The sequence below is a fragment of the Bacillus paramobilis genome (assembly GCF_038096195.1).
GTDB lineage: Bacteria > Bacillota > Bacilli > Bacillales > Bacillaceae_G > Bacillus_A > Bacillus_A mobilis.
This window is the reverse complement of sequence record NZ_CP151108.1, coordinates 149,027-169,392: the sequence shown is the minus strand read 5'-3', so window position 1 is coordinate 169,392 and position 20,366 is coordinate 149,027. Positions and strand designations below refer to the sequence as shown.

The following is a 20,366-nucleotide window of genomic DNA, read 5'->3' as shown; positions in this document are numbered from 1 at the left end:
AAACTTCTTTTCATATCCATCCCTTTTCTTCCGCAATTGTAATTGCCTCAATTCTATTTTTCGCATCGAGCTTCGTTAATACTTCAGAAATGTAATTACGCACTGTGCCGGGTGAAAGATAAAGTGCCTTCGCAATTTCATTTGCCGTCTTTCCTTCTTTCGCAAGTAGCAATACTTCTTTTTCGCGATCTGATAACGGATTTTGCTCCTGCCATAAGCCGAACATTAAATCTTGAGAGATCTCTCGCTTTCCTTTCATTACATTACGAATCGATGCAGCTAAATCTTCACTTGGGCTATCTTTTAATAAATATCCGTGCACGCCAGCTTTCATAGCTCGTTCAAAATATCCAGGGCGTGCAAATGTTGTTAAAATCATTACCTTACATGCTGATTTTTCTTTCTTTAACGTTTCTGCAACATCTAATCCGCTTTGAATTGGCATTTCAATATCCATAATACTTACATCAGGTTGTAGCGATTCAATTAGTTTTAGCGCTTCTTCCCCGTTCGCAGCTTGCCCAATTACTTCAATATCATCTTCTAGATCAAGTAAGGCCCCTAATGCACCACGAAGCATCCGCTGATCTTCTGCAATAATAATTCGAATCATGCCCTCACCTCATCTTTTCCTGTTCGAATAACAACTGGAACTTTTACCGTTAATAGTGTCCCTGGATTGATCGTACCTAGTTCAACAAACCCATCAATAAGAGCGATGCGCTCCTTCATACCACGAATACCATTTCCATCGTGGTTTTGATCTGCTAAACCGATTCCGTTATCTTCTACTGTCAAAATTAATTCACCTTGTGATTCCAGTACAGAAACTGTGCAACATGTTGCCTTACTATGCTTTACAACATTCGTCACAGCCTCGCGTAAACACATTCCTAAAATATTTTGTTCAATGGGTGATAACGAACTCGCACTCGTTTCTTGTTTTATCTCTAATCCAATATTAGCCGCTTGTAAAATTGCTCTTATTTGCTCCAGCTCTTCTTCTACTGTAATCATACGCATATCAGAAATTAATTCCCTTAACTGCTTTAAAGCGGTACGAGATGTTTGCGTAATTTCCTTTGCTTCCGCACTTGCACGCTCCGGATTTTTAACAATTAACTTCTCCACGAGCTGACTTTTTAAAGTAATGAGTGATAACGTATGTCCTAACGTATCATGAAGATCCCTTGCAATTCGCTGACGTTCTTCCCGTTTTACTAAGTCTTTAATTTGCTCATTCGCTTCGTTTAATTGACTTCTTAACATCTTTTTCTGATTAAAGTTGCGCATACCAAATGGCGTAAGGAGCATTAAAATAAACATCGGAACGATATTTACTAAACTTGTAGTTGTTAGTTGATTCATATTTATAAATAAAAATGCCCCAAGCATTATAACTAACAAACATAATAGCACTCGAAACACTTTCTTATTTGGCGTAAATCCCATCGCACTTGCCGTGAAAAAGCCAAAGAATATCATGAAAGGATTATAAAATAAAGCAAATAAAAAAATGAGTACCATTTGAATGCATGCCCATAAAATAAACGTCTTCTGAACAAAATATAGCTGACGGTATGTGATAATAAAAAGTATCAACATACCGCTTCCTAGTACAAGCTTCCATCCTGACGCTTGTGCTAAATGGTAGATTGGAAATAATAAATACACAAACCACATATACGGGAAGAAACCCATATGTTTCGGAAAAATCTCAATCCTCTTCTTCTCTATCATTTATACCGCTTCCTGTCTTTTTCTTATATATATTGATACTACAACAAATATAAGGAAATAACCTCCTAATACCGCGATATTTTCCCATCCAATTGATTTTCCAGCTACAATATCCCATGCACCGCTTCCGAAGTGATATGTTGGTGTCCATTCACCGATAGATCTTAATATTTTCGGGAATACTTCGATTGGCATCCATAGACCACCAAGAATCGCTAAACACATATTTAAAATATTGGCTAAACCAGCTGCTGCATCAACCTTTTTAATAGAACCGACTATCGATCCAAGTGCTAAAAACGGTGTTACACCTAGTAATAGCCATAAACCAGCGCTAATCCATTGACCGAACGTTAACTGAACATCATTAATTAAAATACCTGCCATAAAAATAACTACGATTGAAAACACGTTTACTACTGTTTGCGAAACAATTTTTGCGGAAATATATGCCCCTTCTGGCAAAGGTGTAATTCTCAAAAGTTGCGCCCAACCTTTTTGTCTTTCCTCAGAAAGACGTACACCAAAGCTGAAAAGCGCTGTTCCAATAATACTGAACGAAGTCATAGAAATTAAATAGTGTGCTTTCCATTCATTCCCGTTCTGTGGAACTTGAACAACATTTGTGAAAATATAGTAAAACATAACAGGCATTAATAATGAGAAAAAGATAAATAATTTATTGCGAAACGTACGTAATATCTCCATCTTACATTGCATCAAAAACGCTCTCATGCGATTTCCTCCTTCTGATTTGCAACAAACTGTTCAAATGCTTCATCAAGACTTCCACGTTCAACTGAAATATTTGTTACAGGTAAGTTCTTTTGATAAATCGCTTTTAAAGTTGCATCTGTATCTTCGGTTGTTAAAGTGAAGTGCCCTTCGTTTGACTGTACCTCTGTTACATTTGGTAATTCTTTTAGTAATTTTGCAGGAATACTTTCCTTCGAATAAAACTTAATTGTTTTTCGCGAAATCGTCGCTTTCATCTCATCTGGTGTACCATCTGCGATAATCTTTCCATTCGCAAACAATAAAATACGATTCGCCAATGCATCCGCTTCTTCTAAATAGTGCGTCGTTAAAATAATTGTTTTCCCTTCACTTGCTAACTTTCGAATTGTTTCCCAAAACGTTCTTCGAGACGTAATATCCATTCCAACTGTCGGCTCATCTAAAAATAACAAATCAGGATTTCCTGCAAGTGCGAGTGCAAAGTTTAACCTTCTTTTTTGCCCACCTGATAATTTCTCACATCTTTGCTTTCGCTCCGATTCTAAATTTGATAACTGTAGTAACGTTTCTTTCGCTACCGGATTCTTATAATAACTACGGAATAACTCAATTGCCTCTTCCACTGTAATACTATCAATGACACTTACTTCTTGTAGCATCGCACCGAGGCTATTACGAACGTCTCTATGCTTGGGACTCTTTCCAAATATAGAAACCGTTCCTTCTGTCGGATCCTTTAATCCAAGCATCATTGACATCGTCGTCGTTTTCCCTGCACCATTCGGTCCAAGTAGTGCTACGATTTCTCCTTTATTCACATGAAATGAAACGTTATTTACTGCCCTTTTATGTTTAAATGTTTTAGAAACATCATTTACTTCTATAATCTTTTCCATCTCTCCACCCCCGCTGTTTCTTATATTTACATTGTACGTGTTGGAAAACTTAGGAAACAGTATGATGCGTCATGACATCGATATGACAATTGTCATGTATTCCTTATGAGAGGAATCAGCCCACATACCGCAAGCGAGTAGCAGGACGAAAATAAACATGATACAATCGGGTAAGATATATATTCGAGGAAGGACAGTGGTTTTCATGATTATTCGTAATGAACAAGATTTAGAAGGCTTACGAAAAATCGGCCGCATCGTTGCGCTTGCACGTGAAGAAATGAAAAAAGAAGCGAAGCCAGGTATGACAACGAAAGAGCTTGATTTGATCGGTAAAAAAGTATTAGATGAGCATGGTGCTATTTCTGCACCTGAAAAAGAATATGATTTCCCAGGTGTAACTTGCATCAGTGTAAACGAAGAAGTTGCTCACGGTATTCCAGGAGATCGCGTATTAAAAGAAGGCGACTTAGTAAATGTCGACGTATCTGCTGCACTTGATGGCTATTATGCAGATACAGGTATTTCATTTGTACTTGGAGAAGATGAAGCAAAAGAAAAGCTTTGCCAAGCAGCTGTTGATGCATTTTGGGCGGCAATGAAAAAGGTAAAAGCTGGTTCAAAACAAAACCAAATTGGTCGTGCCGTTTCAAACTTTGCACATAAAAATGGATACAATGTAATTCAAAACTTAACTGGTCACGGTATTGGTCTTAGCTTACATGAAGCACCAAACCACATTTTAAGCTACTTTGACCCAATGGATAATGCGCTTCTAAAAGACGGTCTTGTTATCGCTGTAGAACCATTCATTTCTATGAAAGCTGACCACATTATCGAGCGCGGTGACGATGGTTGGACATTCGTTACACCTGATAAAAGCCTTGTTGCACAATGTGAACATACAGTTGTCGTAACACGCGGCGAACCGATAATCTTAACAGAAATATAAAAAAGGAACCGCTTCTTAGTAGGAAGCGGTTCTTTTTTAGGCTGTAGAAAAGATTTTCTCCACAGCCTGAAAAAGGACGATACATAAAGTATCGTCCTTTTAACGGGGTGAGGCTGTCCAAAAGTACGGAAAACCTTTGAACAGCCTCGTATTTTCATATGGATGCCTTACATATATCACTGATGATAATTATGAAATGCGGAAACATATTTATCATCACATGATTCAAACATGAGAAAAGAAACCCTATAGGATTCTTTTCTCTACATAATCTAAAGTTTGGGTACACTAGATTCATGCAATGTAGGAGCTTTCCAAGCAGAAAGCGAACCTTCATTTAAAATGATAGCATACATATCTCCATCAAAAATATGCAAATATGCATATAGCGTTTTTTTATTTCTCAATGTCAGAATATTGAAAACAAATGAAGGTAACGGTAAAATGAAGTCGTTATCCGTCTTCTTTTGTCAGGCAGAGAGAATAGAAGAATAGGAGAGGAAAAAATGAAAAAATCTTTGAAACAAAAAATAGTAAGCTCTTTGCTTGCTGTGTCACTCGCTGTTAGCTTAGCTCCTATCGGACAAGCCAAAGCTGATTCCACGTCAGAAATCACACAGACTTCACCTATCACAAAACAAGTTGATGCAAGCCGCGCCATCGAACACATTCGTTTCTTATCCGAAACAATTGGTCCTCGCCCTGGTGGGACAAAATCAGAAGAATGGGCTTCTCGCTACGTTGGTATGCAACTTAAATCAATGGGCTATGAAGTAGAATATCAACCATTTCAAGTGCCTGATCAATACGTTGGATTTATTGAATCACCATTATCCACAAAGCGTAATTGGCAAGCTGGTGCTGCCTCTAACGCACTAATTTCTACAGAAGCTGTTACAGCTCCTCTTATCTTTGTTCAAGGTGGGACAAAATTAGAGGATATCCCAAATGAAGTAAACGGAAAAATTGTTCTATTTGAAAGAGGAACAACAGTTGCAGACTATAATAAACAAGTTGAAAATGCTGTTAGCAAAGGAGCAAAAGGTGTCCTTTTATACAGTTTAATTGGCGGACGCGGAAATTATGGACAAACCTTTAATCCCCGCCTAACGAAAAAGCAGTCTATCCCTGTCTTTGGTCTTGCTTATGCGCAAGGAAATGCATTTAAAGAGGAAATCGCTAAAAAAGGGACAACAATTCTTTCTCTAAAGGCGAGACATGAATCTAACTTAACATCACTAAATATCATCGCTAAAAAGAAACCAAAAAATAGTACAGGTAATGAAAAAGCCGTCGTTGTAAGTTCGCACTATGATAGCGTAGTTGGAGCACCTGGAGCAAACGACAATGCTTCTGGTACAGGGTTAGTATTAGAGTTAGCACGTGCTTTTCAAAATGTAGAAACTGATAAAGAAATTCGTTTTATTGCTTTTGGTTCTGAAGAGACTGGCTTACTTGGCTCCGATTATTACGTTAATAGTCTGGCTCAAAAAGAACGCGATCGAATTTTAGGTGTCTTTAATGCAGACATGGTTGCAACAAATTACGATAAAGCAAAGAATTTATATGCTATGACGCCTAACGGTTCTCCAAACCTTGTAACAGACGCAGCCTTACAAGCAGGTAAACAATTAAATAATGACCTCGTACTGCAAGGGAAATTCGGCTCTAGTGATCACGTGCCATTTGCTGAAGTTGGTATTCCTGCCGCCCTATTCATTTGGATGGGTGTCGATAGTTGGAATCCATTAATCTATCATATCGAAAAGGTATATCACACACCTCAAGATAACGTATTTGAGAATATTTCACCTGAACGTATGAAAATGGCATTAGAGGTTATCGGAACTGGTGTTTATAATTCTCTTCAAAAACCTGTTACTCAAACAGAACAGAAAGCTGCTTAATACTATTTTAGACTACCGATTAATCGGTAGTTTTTTATTACATAACAATATTACACTATTCAAAATTCTAATATATGCATAATTGCATGTATATTAATACGACTTATCTCTTATAATACAAATTGTACTATAATCATTCAAATATACCATTAAATGATATTAGCATGTAAAACAAAAATTTTACATCTAACAAATAAGATTTTCTATCATGAAAAAATTACTCCGACAGTTGCGTTAAATTTAATGTTTATTTCAGGAACTAATATTTTTATTCCTGAAATAAACATGGCTGCGACTACAGAAGAAAACAGCTTTACGGAATATTTTTTCTAAATTAACTATAAAAGTGACAATGCATTCAACAAGAACTGAATGGAACAAAACGTTAATCCTAAATTACATGAGGCACCGTATTCTAAGCTTGATTTTATTGGATAATAGCCTTCATAGAGCCTATCTTGAAACTATTTCTCTTTTTCTATAAAAATACCCTTCAGGTAGCATTCTTCCATTCACTTTATCATGAAGTGTTTTTGAATACTTGCCTGAAGGGAGCAATATTAATAGTAATTTTTTTATTTGTCCTACTAAGATTACGGTGTAATCAATGATCTAAAGCTTTTATTACTTTATTCGTCGACGAGCGATTAGACTTCCACCTAAAAGGAACAATAGCATACCTCCAAAAATAGAAATCATTTCTGTTGATGTTCCTCCTGTGTTAGGAAGTAATGTTGGTTTATCCTTTTCTGTAGTAGGTGGGACCTGTGAATCGCTATTTTTATCTGTGCTTGGATCTTTCGGATCTGTACTTGGGTCTTTCGGATCTGTACTTGGGTCTTTCGGATCTGTGCTTGGATCTTTTGGATCTGTGCTTGGATCTTTCGGATCTGTGCTTGGATCTTTTGGATCTGTATGTTGTTCGTCCTTGATTTTTGTATTTGTGATGTTATAACCATTTACTTCGGAGTTGTATCCCGCTACTGGTTGTTCTTTCACTTCATACTTATACGCCACTCCGTTTGCATCGTATGCTTGGAGCTTTTCGAACGTGTACTTCCAGTTTGTTGCCATGCTTACTTCTTTCGTGTCAATAACTTTTCCGTTTTGTAATAAGTCTACTTTGATGGATAGTGGACGATCTATTGCATTGTTATCATCCCAGACTTTCTTACCACTTACTTCGGTTTTGTCCGTATTCTTATAAGTATTCGTGATTGTCGTTCCTTCTACTTTTGTCTCGTAGCCTTCAACTTTCACTTCACTTACTGTGTACTTGATTTCATTTCCTTTTTCATCATACTTCGGTAGATCTTTAAAGCTGTAGTTCCAATTACCTTCTTTATCTGCTTCCACCTTTGTATCTTGTATCACTTTATCACCTTGAAGCAATTGTACTGTGATACTTCCTGGACGCGTGTTGAATTTGTTGTTGTAGTCTTCCCAGACTTTCTTACCACTTACTTCTGTTTTATCCGTATTCTTATAAGTATTCGTGATTGTTGTTCCTTCTACTTTTGTCTCGTAGCCGTCTACTTTCACTTCACTTACTGTGTACTTGATTTCATTTCCTTTTTCATCATACTTCGGTAGATCTTTGAAGCTGAAATTCCAGTTTCCTTTTTCATCAGCTTTCACTGTCGTGTCTTGTATCACTTTATCATCTTGATGCAATTCAACCTTGATGCTTTCTGGGCGTGTACCAAATTTGTTGTTGTAGTCTTCCCAGACTTTCTTACCACTTACTTCTGTTTTATCCGTATTCTTATAAGTATTCGTGATTGTTGTTCCTTCTACTTTTGTCTCGTAGCCGTCTACTTTCACTTCACTTACTGTGTACTTGATTTCATTTCCTTTTTCATCATACTTCGGTAGATCTTTGAAGCTGTAGTTCCAATTACCTTCTTTATCTGCTTCCACCTTTGTATCTTGTATCACTTTATCACCTTGAAGCAATTGTACTGTGATACTTCCTGGACGCGTGTTGAATTTGTTGTTGTAGTCTTCCCAGACTTTCTTACCACTTACTTCTGTTTTATCCGTATTCTTATAAGTATTCGTGATTGTTGTTCCTTCTACTTTTGTCTCGTAGCCGTCTACTTTCACTTCACTTACTGTGTACTTGATTTCATTTCCTTTTTCATCATACTTCGGTAGATCTTTGAAGCTGAAATTCCAGTTTCCTTTTTCATCAGCTTTCACTGTCGTGTCTTGTATCACTTTATCATCTTGATGCAATTCAACCTTGATGCTTTCTGGGCGTGTACCAAATTTATTGTTGTAGTCTTCCCAGACTTTCTTACCATTTACTTCGGTTTTGTCTGTATTTTTGTACGTGTTCGTGATTGTTGTTCCTTCTACTTTTGTCTCGTAGCCGTCTACTTTCACTTCACTTACTGTGTATTTGATTTCGTTTCCTTGTCCATCATACTTCGGTAGATCTTTAAAGCTGTAGTTCCAATTACCTTCTTTATCTGCTTCCACCTTTGTATCTTGTATCACTTTATCACCTTGAAGCAATTGTACTGTGATACTTCCTGGACGCGTGTTGAATTTGTTGTTGTAGTCTTCCCAGACTTTCTTACCACTTACTTCTGTTTTATCCGTATTCTTATAAGTATTCGTGATTGTTGTTCCTTCTACTTTTGTCTCGTAGCCGTCTACTTTCACTTCACTTACTGTGTACTTGATTTCATTTCCTTTTTCATCATACTTCGGTAGATCTTTGAAGCTGAAATTCCAGTTTCCTTTTTCATCAGCTTTCACTGTCGTGTCTTGTATCACTTTATCATCTTGATGCAATTCAACCTTGATGCTTTCTGGGCGTGTACCAAATTTATTGTTGTAGTCTTCCCAGACTTTCTTACCATTTACTTCGGTTTTGTCTGTATTTTTGTACGTGTTCGTGATTGTTGTTCCTTCTACTTTTGTCTCGTAGCCGTCTACTTTCACTTCACTTACTGTGTATTTGATTTCGTTTCCTTGTCCATCATACTTCGGTAGATCTTTGAAGCTGTAGTTCCAATTACCTTCTTTATCTGCTTCCACCTTTGTATCTTGTATCACTTTATCACCTTGAAGCAATTGTACTGTGATACTTCCTGGACGCGTGTTGAATTTGTTGTTGTAGTCTTCCCAGACTTTCTTACCACTTACTTCTGTTTTATCCGTATTCTTATAAGTATTCGTGATTGTTGTTCCTTCTACTTTTGTCTCGTAGCCGTCTACTTTCACTTCACTTACTGTGTACTTGATTTCATTTCCTTTTTCATCATACTTCGGTAGATCTTTGAAGCTGAAATTCCAGTTTCCTTTTTCATCAGCTTTCACTGTCGTGTCTTGTATCACTTTATCATCTTGATGCAATTCAACCTTGATGCTTTCTGGGCGTGTACCAAATTTATTGTTGTAGTCTTCCCAGACTTTCTTACCATTTACTTCGGTTTTGTCTGTATTTTTGTACGTGTTCGTGATTGTTGTTCCTTCTACTTTTGTCTCGTAGCCGTCTACTTTCACTTCACTTACTGTGTATTTGATTTCGTTTCCTTGTCCATCATACTTCGGTAGATCTTTGAAGCTGTAGTTCCAATTACCTTCTTTATCTGCTTCCACCTTTGTATCTTGTATCACTTTATCACCTTGAAGCAATTGTACTGTGATACTTCCTGGACGCGTGTTGAATTTGTTGTTGTAGTCTTCCCAGACTTTCTTACCATTTACTTCGGTTTTGTCTGTATTTTTGTACGTGTTCGTGATTGTTGTTCCTTCTACTTTTGTCTCGTAGCCTTCAACTTTCACTTCACTTACTGTGTATTTGATTTCGTTTCCTTGTCCATCATACTTCGGTAGATCTTTGAAGCTGAAATTCCAGTTTCCTTTTTCATCAGCTTTCACTGTCGTGTCTTGTATCACTTTATCATCTTGATGCAATTCAACCTTGATGCTTTCTGGGCGTGTACCAAATTTATTGTTGTAGTCTTCCCAGACTTTCTTGCCACTTACTTCTGTTTTATCCGTATTCTTATAAGTATTCGTGATTGTTGTTCCTTCTACTTTTGTCTCGTAGCGGTCTACTTTCACTTCACTTACTGTGTATTTGATTTCGTTTCCTTGTCCATCATACTTCGGTAGATCTTTGAAGCTGTAGTTCCAATTACCTTCTTTATCTGCTTCCACCTTTGTATCTTGTATCACTTTATCACCTTGAAGCAATTGTACTGTGATACTTCCTGGACGCGTGTTGAATTTGTTGTTGTAGTCTTCCCAGACTTTCTTACCATTTACTTCGGTTTTGTCTGTATTTTTGTACGTGTTCGTGATTGTTGTTCCTTCTACTTTTGTCTCGTAGCCTTCAACTTTCACTTCACTTACTGTGTATTTGATTTCGTTTCCTTGTCCATCATACTTCGGTAGATCTTTGAAGCTGAAATTCCAGTTTCCTTTTTCATCAGCTTTCACTGTCGTGTCTTGTATCACTTTATCATCTTGATGCAATTCAACCTTGATGCTTTCTGGGCGTGTACCAAATTTATTGTTGTAGTCTTCCCAGACTTTCTTACCACTTACTTCTGTTTTATCCGTATTCTTATAAGTATTCGTGATTGTTGTTCCTTCTACTTTTGTCTCGTAGCCGTCTACTTTCACTTCACTTACTGTGTACTTGATTTCATTTCCTTTTTCATCATACTTCGGTAGATCTTTGAAGCTGTAGTTCCAATTACCTTCTTTATCTGCTTCCACCTTTGTATCTTGTATCACTTTATCACCTTGAAGCAATTGTACTGTGATACTTCCTGGACGCGTGTTGAATTTGTTGTTGTAGTCTTCCCAGACTTTCTTACCACTTACTTCTGTTTTATCCGTATTCTTATAAGTATTCGTGATTGTTGTTCCTTCTACTTTTGTCTCGTAGCCGTCTACTTTCACTTCACTTACTGTGTATTTGATTTCGTTTCCTTGTCCATCATACTTCGGTAGATCTTTAAAGCTGTAGTTCCAATTACCTTCTTTATCTGCTTCCACCTTTGTATCTTGTATCACTTTATCACCTTGAAGCAATTGTACTGTGATACTTCCTGGACGCGTGTTGAATTTGTTGTTGTAGTCTTCCCAGACTTTCTTACCACTTACTTCTGTTTTATCCGTATTCTTATAAGTATTCGTGATTGTTGTTCCTTCTACTTTTGTCTCGTAGCCGTCTACTTTCACTTCACTTACTGTGTACTTGATTTCATTTCCTTTTTCATCATACTTCGGTAGATCTTTGAAGCTGAAATTCCAGTTTCCTTTTTCATCAGCTTTCACTGTCGTGTCTTGTATCACTTTATCATCTTGATGCAATTCAACCTTGATGCTTTCTGGGCGTGTACCAAATTTATTGTTGTAGTCTTCCCAGACTTTCTTACCATTTACTTCGGTTTTGTCTGTATTTTTGTACGTGTTCGTGATTGTTGTTCCTTCTACTTTTGTCTCGTAGCCGTCTACTTTCACTTCACTTACTGTGTATTTGATTTCGTTTCCTTGTCCATCATACTTCGGTAGATCTTTGAAGCTGTAGTTCCAATTACCTTCTTTATCTGCTTCCACCTTTGTATCTTGTATCACTTTATCACCTTGAAGCAATTGTACTGTGATACTTCCTGGACGCGTGTTGAATTTGTTGTTGTAGTCTTCCCAGACTTTCTTACCACTTACTTCTGTTTTATCCGTATTCTTATAAGTATTCGTGATTGTTGTTCCTTCTACTTTTGTCTCGTAGCCGTCTACTTTCACTTCACTTACTGTGTACTTGATTTCATTTCCTTTTTCATCATACTTCGGTAGATCTTTGAAGCTGAAATTCCAGTTTCCTTTTTCATCAGCTTTCACTGTCGTGTCTTGTATCACTTTATCATCTTGATGCAATTCAACCTTGATGCTTTCTGGGCGTGTACCAAATTTATTGTTGTAGTCTTCCCAGACTTTCTTACCATTTACTTCGGTTTTGTCTGTATTTTTGTACGTGTTCGTGATTGTTGTTCCTTCTACTTTTGTCTCGTAGCCGTCTACTTTCACTTCACTTACTGTGTATTTGATTTCGTTTCCTTGTCCATCATACTTCGGTAGATCTTTGAAGCTGTAGTTCCAATTACCTTCTTTATCTGCTTCCACCTTTGTATCTTGTATCACTTTATCACCTTGAAGCAATTGTACTGTGATACTTCCTGGACGCGTGTTGAATTTGTTGTTGTAGTCTTCCCAGACTTTCTTACCATTTACTTCGGTTTTGTCTGTATTTTTGTACGTGTTCGTGATTGTTGTTCCTTCTACTTTTGTCTCGTAGCCTTCAACTTTCACTTCACTTACTGTGTATTTGATTTCGTTTCCTTGTCCATCATACTTCGGTAGATCTTTGAAGCTGAAATTCCAGTTTCCTTTTTCATCAGCTTTCACTGTCGTGTCTTGTATCACTTTATCATCTTGATGCAATTCAACCTTGATGCTTTCTGGGCGTGTACCAAATTTATTGTTGTAGTCTTCCCAGACTTTCTTGCCACTTACTTCTGTTTTATCCGTATTCTTATAAGTATTCGTGATTGTTGTTCCTTCTACTTTTGTCTCGTAGCGGTCTACTTTCACTTCACTTACTGTGTATTTGATTTCGTTTCCTTGTCCATCATACTTCGGTAGATCTTTGAAGCTGTAGTTCCAATTACCTTCTTTATCTGCTTCCACCTTTGTATCTTGTATCACTTTATCACCTTGAAGCAATTGTACTGTGATACTTCCTGGACGCGTGTTGAATTTGTTGTTGTAGTCTTCCCAGACTTTCTTACCATTTACTTCGGTTTTGTCTGTATTTTTGTACGTGTTCGTGATTGTTGTTCCTTCTACTTTTGTCTCGTAGCCTTCAACTTTCACTTCACTTACTGTGTATTTGATTTCGTTTCCTTGTCCATCATACTTCGGTAGATCTTTGAAGCTGAAATTCCAGTTTCCTTTTTCATCAGCTTTCACTGTCGTGTCTTGTATCACTTTATCATCTTGATGCAATTCAACCTTGATGCTTTCTGGGCGTGTACCAAATTTATTGTTGTAGTCTTCCCAGACTTTCTTGCCACTTACTTCTGTTTTATCCGTATTCTTATAAGTATTCGTGATTGTTGTTCCTTCTACTTTTGTCTCGTAGCGGTCTACTTTCACTTCACTTACTGTGTATTTGATTTCGTTTCCTTGTCCATCATACTTCGGTAGATCTTTGAAGCTGTAGTTCCAATTACCTTCTTTATCTGCTTCCACCTTTGTATCTTGTATCACTTTATCACCTTGAAGCAATTGTACTGTGATACTTCCTGGACGCGTGTTGAATTTGTTGTTGTAGTCTTCCCAGACTTTCTTACCATTTACTTCGGTTTTGTCTGTATTTTTGTACGTGTTCGTGATTGTTGTTCCTTCTACTTTTGTCTCGTAGCCTTCAACTTTCACTTCACTTACTGTGTATTTGATTTCGTTTCCTTGTCCATCATACTTCGGTAGATCTTTGAAGCTGAAATTCCAGTTTCCTTTTTCATCAGCTTTCACTGTCGTGTCTTGTATCACTTTATCATCTTGATGCAATTCAACCTTGATGCTTTCTGGGCGTGTACCAAATTTATTGTTGTAGTCTTCCCAGACTTTCTTGCCACTTACTTCTGTTTTATCCGTATTCTTATAAGTATTCGTGATTGTTGTTCCTTCTACTTTTGTCTCGTAGCGGTCTACTTTCACTTCACTTACTGTGTATTTGATTTCGTTTCCTTGTCCATCATACTTCGGTAGATCTTTGAAGCTGTAGTTCCAATTACCTTCTTTATCTGCTTCCACCTTTGTATCTTGTATCACTTTATCACCTTGAAGCAATTGTACTGTGATACTTCCTGGACGCGTGTTGAATTTGTTGTTGTAGTCTTCCCAGACTTTCTTACCATTTACTTCGGTTTTGTCTGTATTTTTGTACGTGTTCGTGATTGTTGTTCCTTCTACTTTTGTCTCGTAGCCTTCAACTTTCACTTCACTTACTGTGTATTTGATTTCGTTTCCTTGTCCATCATACTTCGGTAGATCTTTGAAGCTGAAATTCCAGTTTCCTTTTTCATCAGCTTTCACTGTCGTGTCTTGTATCACTTTATCATCTTGATGCAATTCAACCTTGATGCTTTCTGGGCGTGTACCAAATTTATTGTTGTAGTCTTCCCAGACTTTCTTGCCACTTACTTCTGTTTTATCCGTATTCTTATAAGTATTCGTGATTGTTGTTCCTTCTACTTTTGTCTCGTAGCGGTCTACTTTCACTTCACTTACTGTGTATTTGATTTCGTTTCCTTGTCCATCATACTTCGGTAGATCTTTGAAGCTGTAGTTCCAATTACCTTCTTTATCTGCTTCCACCTTTGTATCTTGTATCACTTTATCACCTTGAAGCAATTGTACTGTGATACTTCCTGGACGCGTGTTGAATTTGTTGTTGTAGTCTTCCCAGACTTTCTTACCACTTACTTCTGTTTTATCCGTATTCTTATAAGTATTCGTGATTGTTGTTCCTTCTACTTTTGTCTCGTAGCCGTCTACTTTCACTTCACTTACTGTGTACTTGATTTCATTTCCTTTTTCATCATACTTCGGTAGATCTTTGAAGCTGAAATTCCAGTTTCCTTTTTCATCAGCTTTCACTGTCGTGTCTTGTATCACTTTATCATCTTGATGCAATTCAACCTTGATGCTTTCTGGGCGTGTACCAAATTTATTGTTGTAGTCTTCCCAGACTTTCTTACCATTTACTTCGGTTTTGTCTGTATTTTTGTACGTGTTCGTGATTGTTGTTCCTTCTACTTTTGTCTCGTAGCCGTCTACTTTCACTTCACTTACTGTGTACTTGATTTCATTTCCTTTTTCATCATACTTCGGTAGATCTTTGAAGCTGTAGTTCCAATTACCTTCTTTATCTGCTTCCACCTTTGTATCTTGTATCACTTTATCACCTTGAAGCAATTGTACTGTGATACTTCCTGGACGTTTGTTGAATTTATTATTGTAGTCTTCCCATTTCTTTGTTCCTGAAATGTTTGTCGTTTTTACTACTTTTGTATTTGTAATGTCATAACCTTCTACTTTGGATTCATATCCTGGTACCGGTTGTTCTTTCACTTTATACTCGTATGCTGCTCCATTTTTATCGAACACTGCTAACTCTTTGAATTCATACTTCCAATCTTTTTCTACTGTTACTTCTTTCGTGTCTACCACTTTATCATTTTGTAATAGGTCTACTTTGATTGTTGTTGGACGATCTGTTGCATTGTTATCATTCCATTTCTTCGTTCCCGAAACTGATGTAGTCTTATTACCTCCAGCTCCGCCACCAGATATTATATTTTCAACTACGGAACTATCCGAATTGGTAATTAAATCCTCATCTTTAACTTGGTATTTAATCGTATACTTATTCTCAAGGTCCTTTTGGTTCTTTCCGCTTTCAGTTATATTAGCTTTATAACCAATTGTAACTGTGTTACCACTTGCTTTATCCTTATTAATCTCAACGCTAAAAGAGGTTTCGTCACTATTAAACTGAATCTTTCCATAACCTTCAGCTACGAATTTTTCTAATGATAAAGTTTTACGGTCTTCGGGATTACCGTTATCATAATCAAAATAGAAGCTATCCTTATTAAGCGTTTGGCCTCCCTGCAAGGTATCAGTCAAATCAATATTATTACTTAAGACTTCTTTGTTATAGTTTACAATTAAATACCAGTTCACTTCATTAGTGTTTTCTGGTCGGATCTCACCGGCTTTGTAGGAAAAAGGTCCCTTTCCAGGATCTGTACCACCGCCACCGCTTGGACCAGTAACTGTGACAGATTGCTTATCTAAAATTGTACCTAAATTTGTCTCAACCTTATTCTCTTGATCTATTTCCGCATAAGTGGATTGAACTGTAAAATAAAAATGGCCTTGAATATCTTTCTCTGATTCCACCTTGTCATTAAATGTACATACCACAGTACCTGCATTTACTTTACAAGTACCATAATCATCTAACTGAATCGTGTCACTAAATCCTTGTAATTCTGGAGGTAACGTTAACGTTAGTGTGTCCCCAGGCTTTATCCTATTTCCAGGTTTTTCACTAAACTCCACTTTTATTCCCATTCGTTCGTAGTAACCTAATTTTTCTTTATCGAACGTAAAGCTATCTACAATCCCTGTGTTATTTAATTCTTGTGCATTAGCCACTATAGGCAAAAGACTTTGACCTATAGTAAACATAAAAATCATTATAATCGAAAAAATCGAAGTTATTTTCTTTAAATACATACTTTATGTTAGCCTCCTCATAATTTAAAATATAAATAGTTTCTGGTACAAACATGTTATGACGAAAATTCTGTTATCCAACTATTTCACCTGCGTATTTTTAATAGCTACTATAATTCCTTCCCTCCTTCACTACTACTTAACAACTTGAAATTTGATTTTTTATAATTCTATCTAACATTTTCAACACGCCTACAATTATGTACTTTTGACCTATATTTTTTAATAGGAACATAGATAAACTTTGATAAAGAAGTTTAAATAATAAATACATATAAACGACAGATACTGGTATACATTTAAAATCAGGAAAAAATGATTTAAAATGCATTCCAGACGAAACTCATGACAACCATTTTTCTTTTTGTGCCTTAGGGATTATAAAATGATTATTCTATGTGTAAAAGATTTTAGTGCGGGCAAATATAGACTAACTACTTCACAGCAAATATGCATCCTATCAACTTCCATACTTATCGTCCTGAAAAAATAACGAAAATTACGGATCATAGTCGCATTCAGCATACCAGCAAAAAAGCTTATAAATGTGGAGCGAGTTAAAATATTACGAACGAAGTATTGTTTGTCTATGAAGATAAAAGAAATATTCTCCAAATCTGAATAAAGTGGAACAAGTTTTGGGGTAACTAAAAACGTTTTTGATTTTCAACTGATTTCAGGTGAATTTTGCAGAAATACGGGAATCAGTTTTTTCATTTTTGGAGTATATAAATGGGTGTCGAGAAAAAGGGTTTCTCCTGATGGATCTGATTCTAGAGCTATGCTAAAAAATTAAAATAAATCTACATATTATCTATTCGCTAAAAATTTTTAATTTCTTTACAAATAATAAAATATTTATATATACTTATATATATTTATGTATTAATATATAAGTATAAATGATGTTAAATCAAAAATAAGAGGTGTATATCGCCTCATTATTTTTATCGAATCTAAAAAACCAAGTTGATTAGCACAAAATCCCTAACTCTTTAAATAAATAAGAAGTTTTGAAGATTACCTACTAAGTTGTTAGGTAGATTATAAATTTAAGTACACTTACCTTGATTGTAATAACATGATTTAAAGCAATTACAACATTCCCTATTAGCTTTTCATCAATAAATAATACAGACATGCCTTTTTTCGTAATTCCCCCAAAAAACAACAAATTTTTTCCATAGTCTATTATTCTAGAATTGTTACCAAAAATCAATAGTTAATTGTTTTTCCCCATTTTCACTTCATTATTATAAGGCGTCTTTAGGTTAATCGATTATCCTATTTTACATATCATATTCTGGCTAAGATTCACCACCCTCATAGAATTCTCCTTAATTTACAAAGCATTATATATTTATGTTTTTCAGAAAAACCCACCTTTCTTTTAAAAGTAATAACATCTGTATCCTCATTAAAAATATGCAAATAATTCAGGTTTTACTTTTCTATTTCTCAATATAAATTATTAAAATAAAAAAACATATAATACTGTCTTTATCCGTCTTGTTTTGTCAGTCCAAAAGAAAAAACAATTAGTTATAGTAAAAATCACCCACTTTAAAGTGGGTGACATTTTATTGAGAAAATACATATATGCATAAAAGCATATTTCCTCCTATTCATTATCATATACAATATTAACTGTAACAAAAATGATTACAACTAATAAGGAGGCTTTTTCTACTATGAAAAAAATGATTTTAGCCGGTGCGTTAACTTTAGCAGGAATTACTGGTGCTACCGCGTTTATTCCCGAAACAAAGGTCGCTGCTGCCGTTCAAGAACAAAGCTTTACAAAATTTTATTCCTTGCAAACTGGAAGTAGTTCTGAACAAGAACCTGTTTTCCTTCAAAAGGGACAAGAGTTAACAATTCAACCTAATAGCAAAACTCCTAGTTACAGTGTTTATGACTCAAATCATAACCTTATCGGGCGTTATTCTGATGGGTACGGCAGAATTTTCACTGCAAAAACAGATGGAAATATGTACGTTCAATTTCATGCACCTTTCGTTTACTATAGTCCTGTTAGCTTTTCTGTTACTTATACTATCCAATAAAATAAAGGGCCTTTCTCAAGGCTCTTTATTTTGCTTCCCAATTCACTTTCACAAATCCATCTTTCACCATTACACCACTTATATTAAAAACATACTTTTCATTTGCCTTTAATGTAGCTTTGAAAATACCTTTTTTCGATTCACAGATCTCTTTTAACTCTCTTATACCTTCTCCTTGCCTTTCAAACAAGCTAAAGCATAAATCCCCATGTTTTGCGTCTGTCTCATAAGAAAATGTCACTTCTGTATCCTTCTCGTACTGAATTTCAATATCTTTCCCAGCAATATCCCATGATGAGAATTTTGCTTCATAACTTGTCTCTCCTTGCTTCTCACTTTCTAAATATATTTCACCCGCTTTCCACATATCATCTAACGTTTGAACGAAAGCAAAGCCGCTCAGCAATACAAACATCGCACTTGCAAATATGACAACTAATGTTATCTTTTGTTTTTTCATAGCCTTCATTGTATGTTCTCCTTCTATTTTCTTGTTACTTCTTCGTATCATATATAACAAAACTCCAATAAAAAATGGCAATACAATCGCTATAACACTCCACCACTTACTTATTCCACGCGTTTTTGCATCTGTATACACCCATGATGCTACACATACTAAAAGTGCTATAAAAGTCAAAAGCATTGTAATCCCAGCTATCTTAAATACTACAAATGGATTAGTGAACTCTATCATGTAATTTATACTCCTTCTTTAAAAATGACTGTATGACAATATATATAGGAATGTATAAGTGCATCACTATAACAAGTGCTATTATGATAGTTTTTTTATTATCTAAATGAACAACAAACTGTTCTACCATAATTGTTAATAAGACAATCCAAGTAACATGTATACAAACAAACCATCTTTTCTCTAATTTCCGAGCTTTTCGTACACCATCTTTTGTTTTATTTAACAGCTCTGCGCTAGGAACCATTTCTCCCGCTAAGCTACTTTTTATCTTCTGATCAAACTTATCTTCCGTCATAAACGAACCCCTCCAAATGTTCCCGCATTTGCTTCTTCGCATAATTAAGGCGGTATTTCACCGTACCAATCGGTATATTTAATATTTCGCTCATTTCTTTATAAGAGTATTGTTCATAATAGTAGAGTACGAGCACGGTTTTATATTTTTCATTCAATAACTGTATAACTTCCCGTATCATTCCCGCTTCCACTTTTCGAATAAATTCTTCTGATATATTCACTTCATCTGCGAAATCGATTTCTCCATCACCCTCTTTATGAAACAAATCCAATACGCGATCTTTCCACCTTTTCTTCTTACGATAAAAGTCATAAAACGTACGAACACAAATTGTAGTAATCCATTTTTTATAATTTTCCACGCAAGAAAGCTGGTGCCTAGAGGAAAAAACTTTTATCCAAGTCTCTTGAAAAATATCTTCCGCATCTTCTTTCGTCTTTGCTAATTTATAGCATAAGGAATATATTTGCTGCTTATATATATCAATTAATTCTTCTACCTTTCCTTCCATCTTAAACCTCCTGTCATTTATATAAGACGACGCAAATTCTCCTTTTGTTTGATAAAATTTTATTTTTTTATTATCTCCATATAAAAAGGCAATCACAACATCGTGTGATTGCCTTTTACTAAAAGCGAAAAAGCGGCTCTTATTCTGAACGAGCCGCTTCCGCTTTTCTTTATGTCTAGCTCTGCCTCCTAGCCCCTTCCGTCTAAGAATCTTCCCCACGAGA

The 20,366-nt window shown here is 35.9% G+C and carries 11 protein-coding genes; 3 read left to right on the top strand and 8 right to left on the bottom strand.

Annotation, left to right across the window (positions count from 1 at the left end):
* Positions 1-10: 10 nt before the first annotated feature.
* The 4 genes from AABL52_RS00770 to AABL52_RS00755 are packed head-to-tail and all read right to left on the bottom strand — an operon-like array spanning position 11 to position 3,374.
* A complete protein-coding gene (locus AABL52_RS00770) occupies positions 11-613 on the bottom strand; it encodes a response regulator transcription factor (protein WP_000619264.1) in 603 nt (200 codons plus the stop codon).
* A complete protein-coding gene (locus tag AABL52_RS00765) occupies positions 610-1,740 on the bottom strand; it encodes a sensor histidine kinase (protein WP_000570613.1) in 1,131 nt (376 codons plus the stop codon). Before AABL52_RS00765 ends, AABL52_RS00770 begins: the two co-directional genes overlap by 4 nt.
* Positions 1,741-2,475 carry an ABC transporter permease gene (locus tag AABL52_RS00760; RefSeq protein ID WP_097840442.1) on the bottom strand — a complete coding sequence of 245 codons (735 nt, stop codon included), beginning with the start codon at positions 2,473-2,475 and terminating at the stop codon, positions 1,741-1,743.
* Positions 2,472-3,374, bottom strand: coding sequence for an ABC transporter ATP-binding protein (locus AABL52_RS00755; RefSeq protein ID WP_341518754.1), 903 nt, complete (start codon positions 3,372-3,374; stop codon positions 2,472-2,474). The genes AABL52_RS00760 and AABL52_RS00755 overlap by 4 nt, the downstream gene beginning before the upstream one ends.
* A 157-nt stretch (positions 3,375-3,531) precedes the next feature.
* Here AABL52_RS00755 and map point away from each other — a divergent pair, with 157 nt between their 5' ends.
* Positions 3,532-4,326, top strand: a complete 795-nt coding sequence (gene map, locus AABL52_RS00750) for a type I methionyl aminopeptidase (protein WP_002096176.1) — start codon at positions 3,532-3,534, stop codon at positions 4,324-4,326.
* Between the two features lie 506 nt (positions 4,327-4,832).
* Positions 4,833-6,233, top strand: a complete 1,401-nt coding sequence (locus tag AABL52_RS00745; RefSeq protein ID WP_097844668.1) for a M28 family metallopeptidase — start codon at positions 4,833-4,835, stop codon at positions 6,231-6,233.
* Between the two features lie 624 nt (positions 6,234-6,857).
* Here the strand turns inward: AABL52_RS00745 and AABL52_RS00740 are convergent.
* Positions 6,858-16,568, bottom strand: a complete 9,711-nt coding sequence (locus AABL52_RS00740) for a Cna B-type domain-containing protein (RefSeq protein WP_341518753.1) — start codon at positions 16,566-16,568, stop codon at positions 6,858-6,860.
* Positions 16,569-18,259: 1,691 nt separating this feature from the next.
* On the opposite strand from AABL52_RS00740, the gene AABL52_RS00735 reads away from it, so the two are divergent.
* A complete protein-coding gene (locus tag AABL52_RS00735) occupies positions 18,260-18,634 on the top strand; it encodes a hypothetical protein (RefSeq protein WP_000738226.1) in 375 nt (124 codons plus the stop codon).
* 25 nt (positions 18,635-18,659) lie between these two features.
* Here AABL52_RS00735 and AABL52_RS00730 read toward each other — a convergent pair whose 3' ends face one another.
* From AABL52_RS00730 to AABL52_RS00720, 3 genes are read right to left on the bottom strand one after another with little or no spacing between them, the layout of a single operon-like run.
* Complete coding sequence (locus AABL52_RS00730) at positions 18,660-19,331, bottom strand: anti-sigma factor (protein WP_341518752.1); 672 nt, start codon at positions 19,329-19,331, stop codon at positions 18,660-18,662.
* A complete protein-coding gene (locus AABL52_RS00725; protein ID WP_000133817.1) occupies positions 19,315-19,629 on the bottom strand; it encodes a hypothetical protein in 315 nt (104 codons plus the stop codon). The genes AABL52_RS00730 and AABL52_RS00725 overlap by 17 nt, the downstream gene beginning before the upstream one ends.
* On the bottom strand, positions 19,616-20,143 hold the full coding sequence (locus AABL52_RS00720) for an RNA polymerase sigma factor (RefSeq protein WP_341518751.1): 528 nt from the start codon (positions 20,141-20,143) through the stop codon (positions 19,616-19,618). Before AABL52_RS00720 ends, AABL52_RS00725 begins: the two co-directional genes overlap by 14 nt.
* Between the last annotated feature and the right edge of the window lie 223 nt (positions 20,144-20,366).

Excerpts from the sequence above, each read along its gene's own strand:
- AABL52_RS00770 (WP_000619264.1), bottom strand. The coding sequence starts at position 613 with ATGATTCGAATTATTATTGCAGAAGATCAGCGGATGCTTCGTGGTGCA.
- AABL52_RS00765 (WP_000570613.1), bottom strand. The coding sequence starts at position 1,740 with ATGATAGAGAAGAAGAGGATTGAGATTTTTCCGAAACATATGGGTTTC.
- AABL52_RS00760 (WP_097840442.1), bottom strand. The coding sequence starts at position 2,475 with ATGAGAGCGTTTTTGATGCAATGTAAGATGGAGATATTACGTACGTTT.
- AABL52_RS00755 (WP_341518754.1), bottom strand. The coding sequence starts at position 3,374 with ATGGAAAAGATTATAGAAGTAAATGATGTTTCTAAAACATTTAAACAT.
- map (WP_002096176.1), top strand. The coding sequence starts at position 3,532 with ATGATACAATCGGGTAAGATATATATTCGAGGAAGGACAGTGGTTTTC.
- AABL52_RS00745 (WP_097844668.1), top strand. The coding sequence starts at position 4,833 with ATGAAAAAATCTTTGAAACAAAAAATAGTAAGCTCTTTGCTTGCTGTG.
- AABL52_RS00740 (WP_341518753.1), bottom strand. The coding sequence starts at position 16,568 with ATGTATTTAAAGAAAATAACTTCGATTTTTTCGATTATAATGATTTTT.
- AABL52_RS00735 (WP_000738226.1), top strand. The coding sequence starts at position 18,260 with ATGAAAAAAATGATTTTAGCCGGTGCGTTAACTTTAGCAGGAATTACT.
- AABL52_RS00730 (WP_341518752.1), bottom strand. The coding sequence starts at position 19,331 with ATGATAGAGTTCACTAATCCATTTGTAGTATTTAAGATAGCTGGGATT.
- AABL52_RS00725 (WP_000133817.1), bottom strand. The coding sequence starts at position 19,629 with ATGACGGAAGATAAGTTTGATCAGAAGATAAAAAGTAGCTTAGCGGGA.
- AABL52_RS00720 (WP_341518751.1), bottom strand. The coding sequence starts at position 20,143 with ATGGAAGGAAAGGTAGAAGAATTAATTGATATATATAAGCAGCAAATA.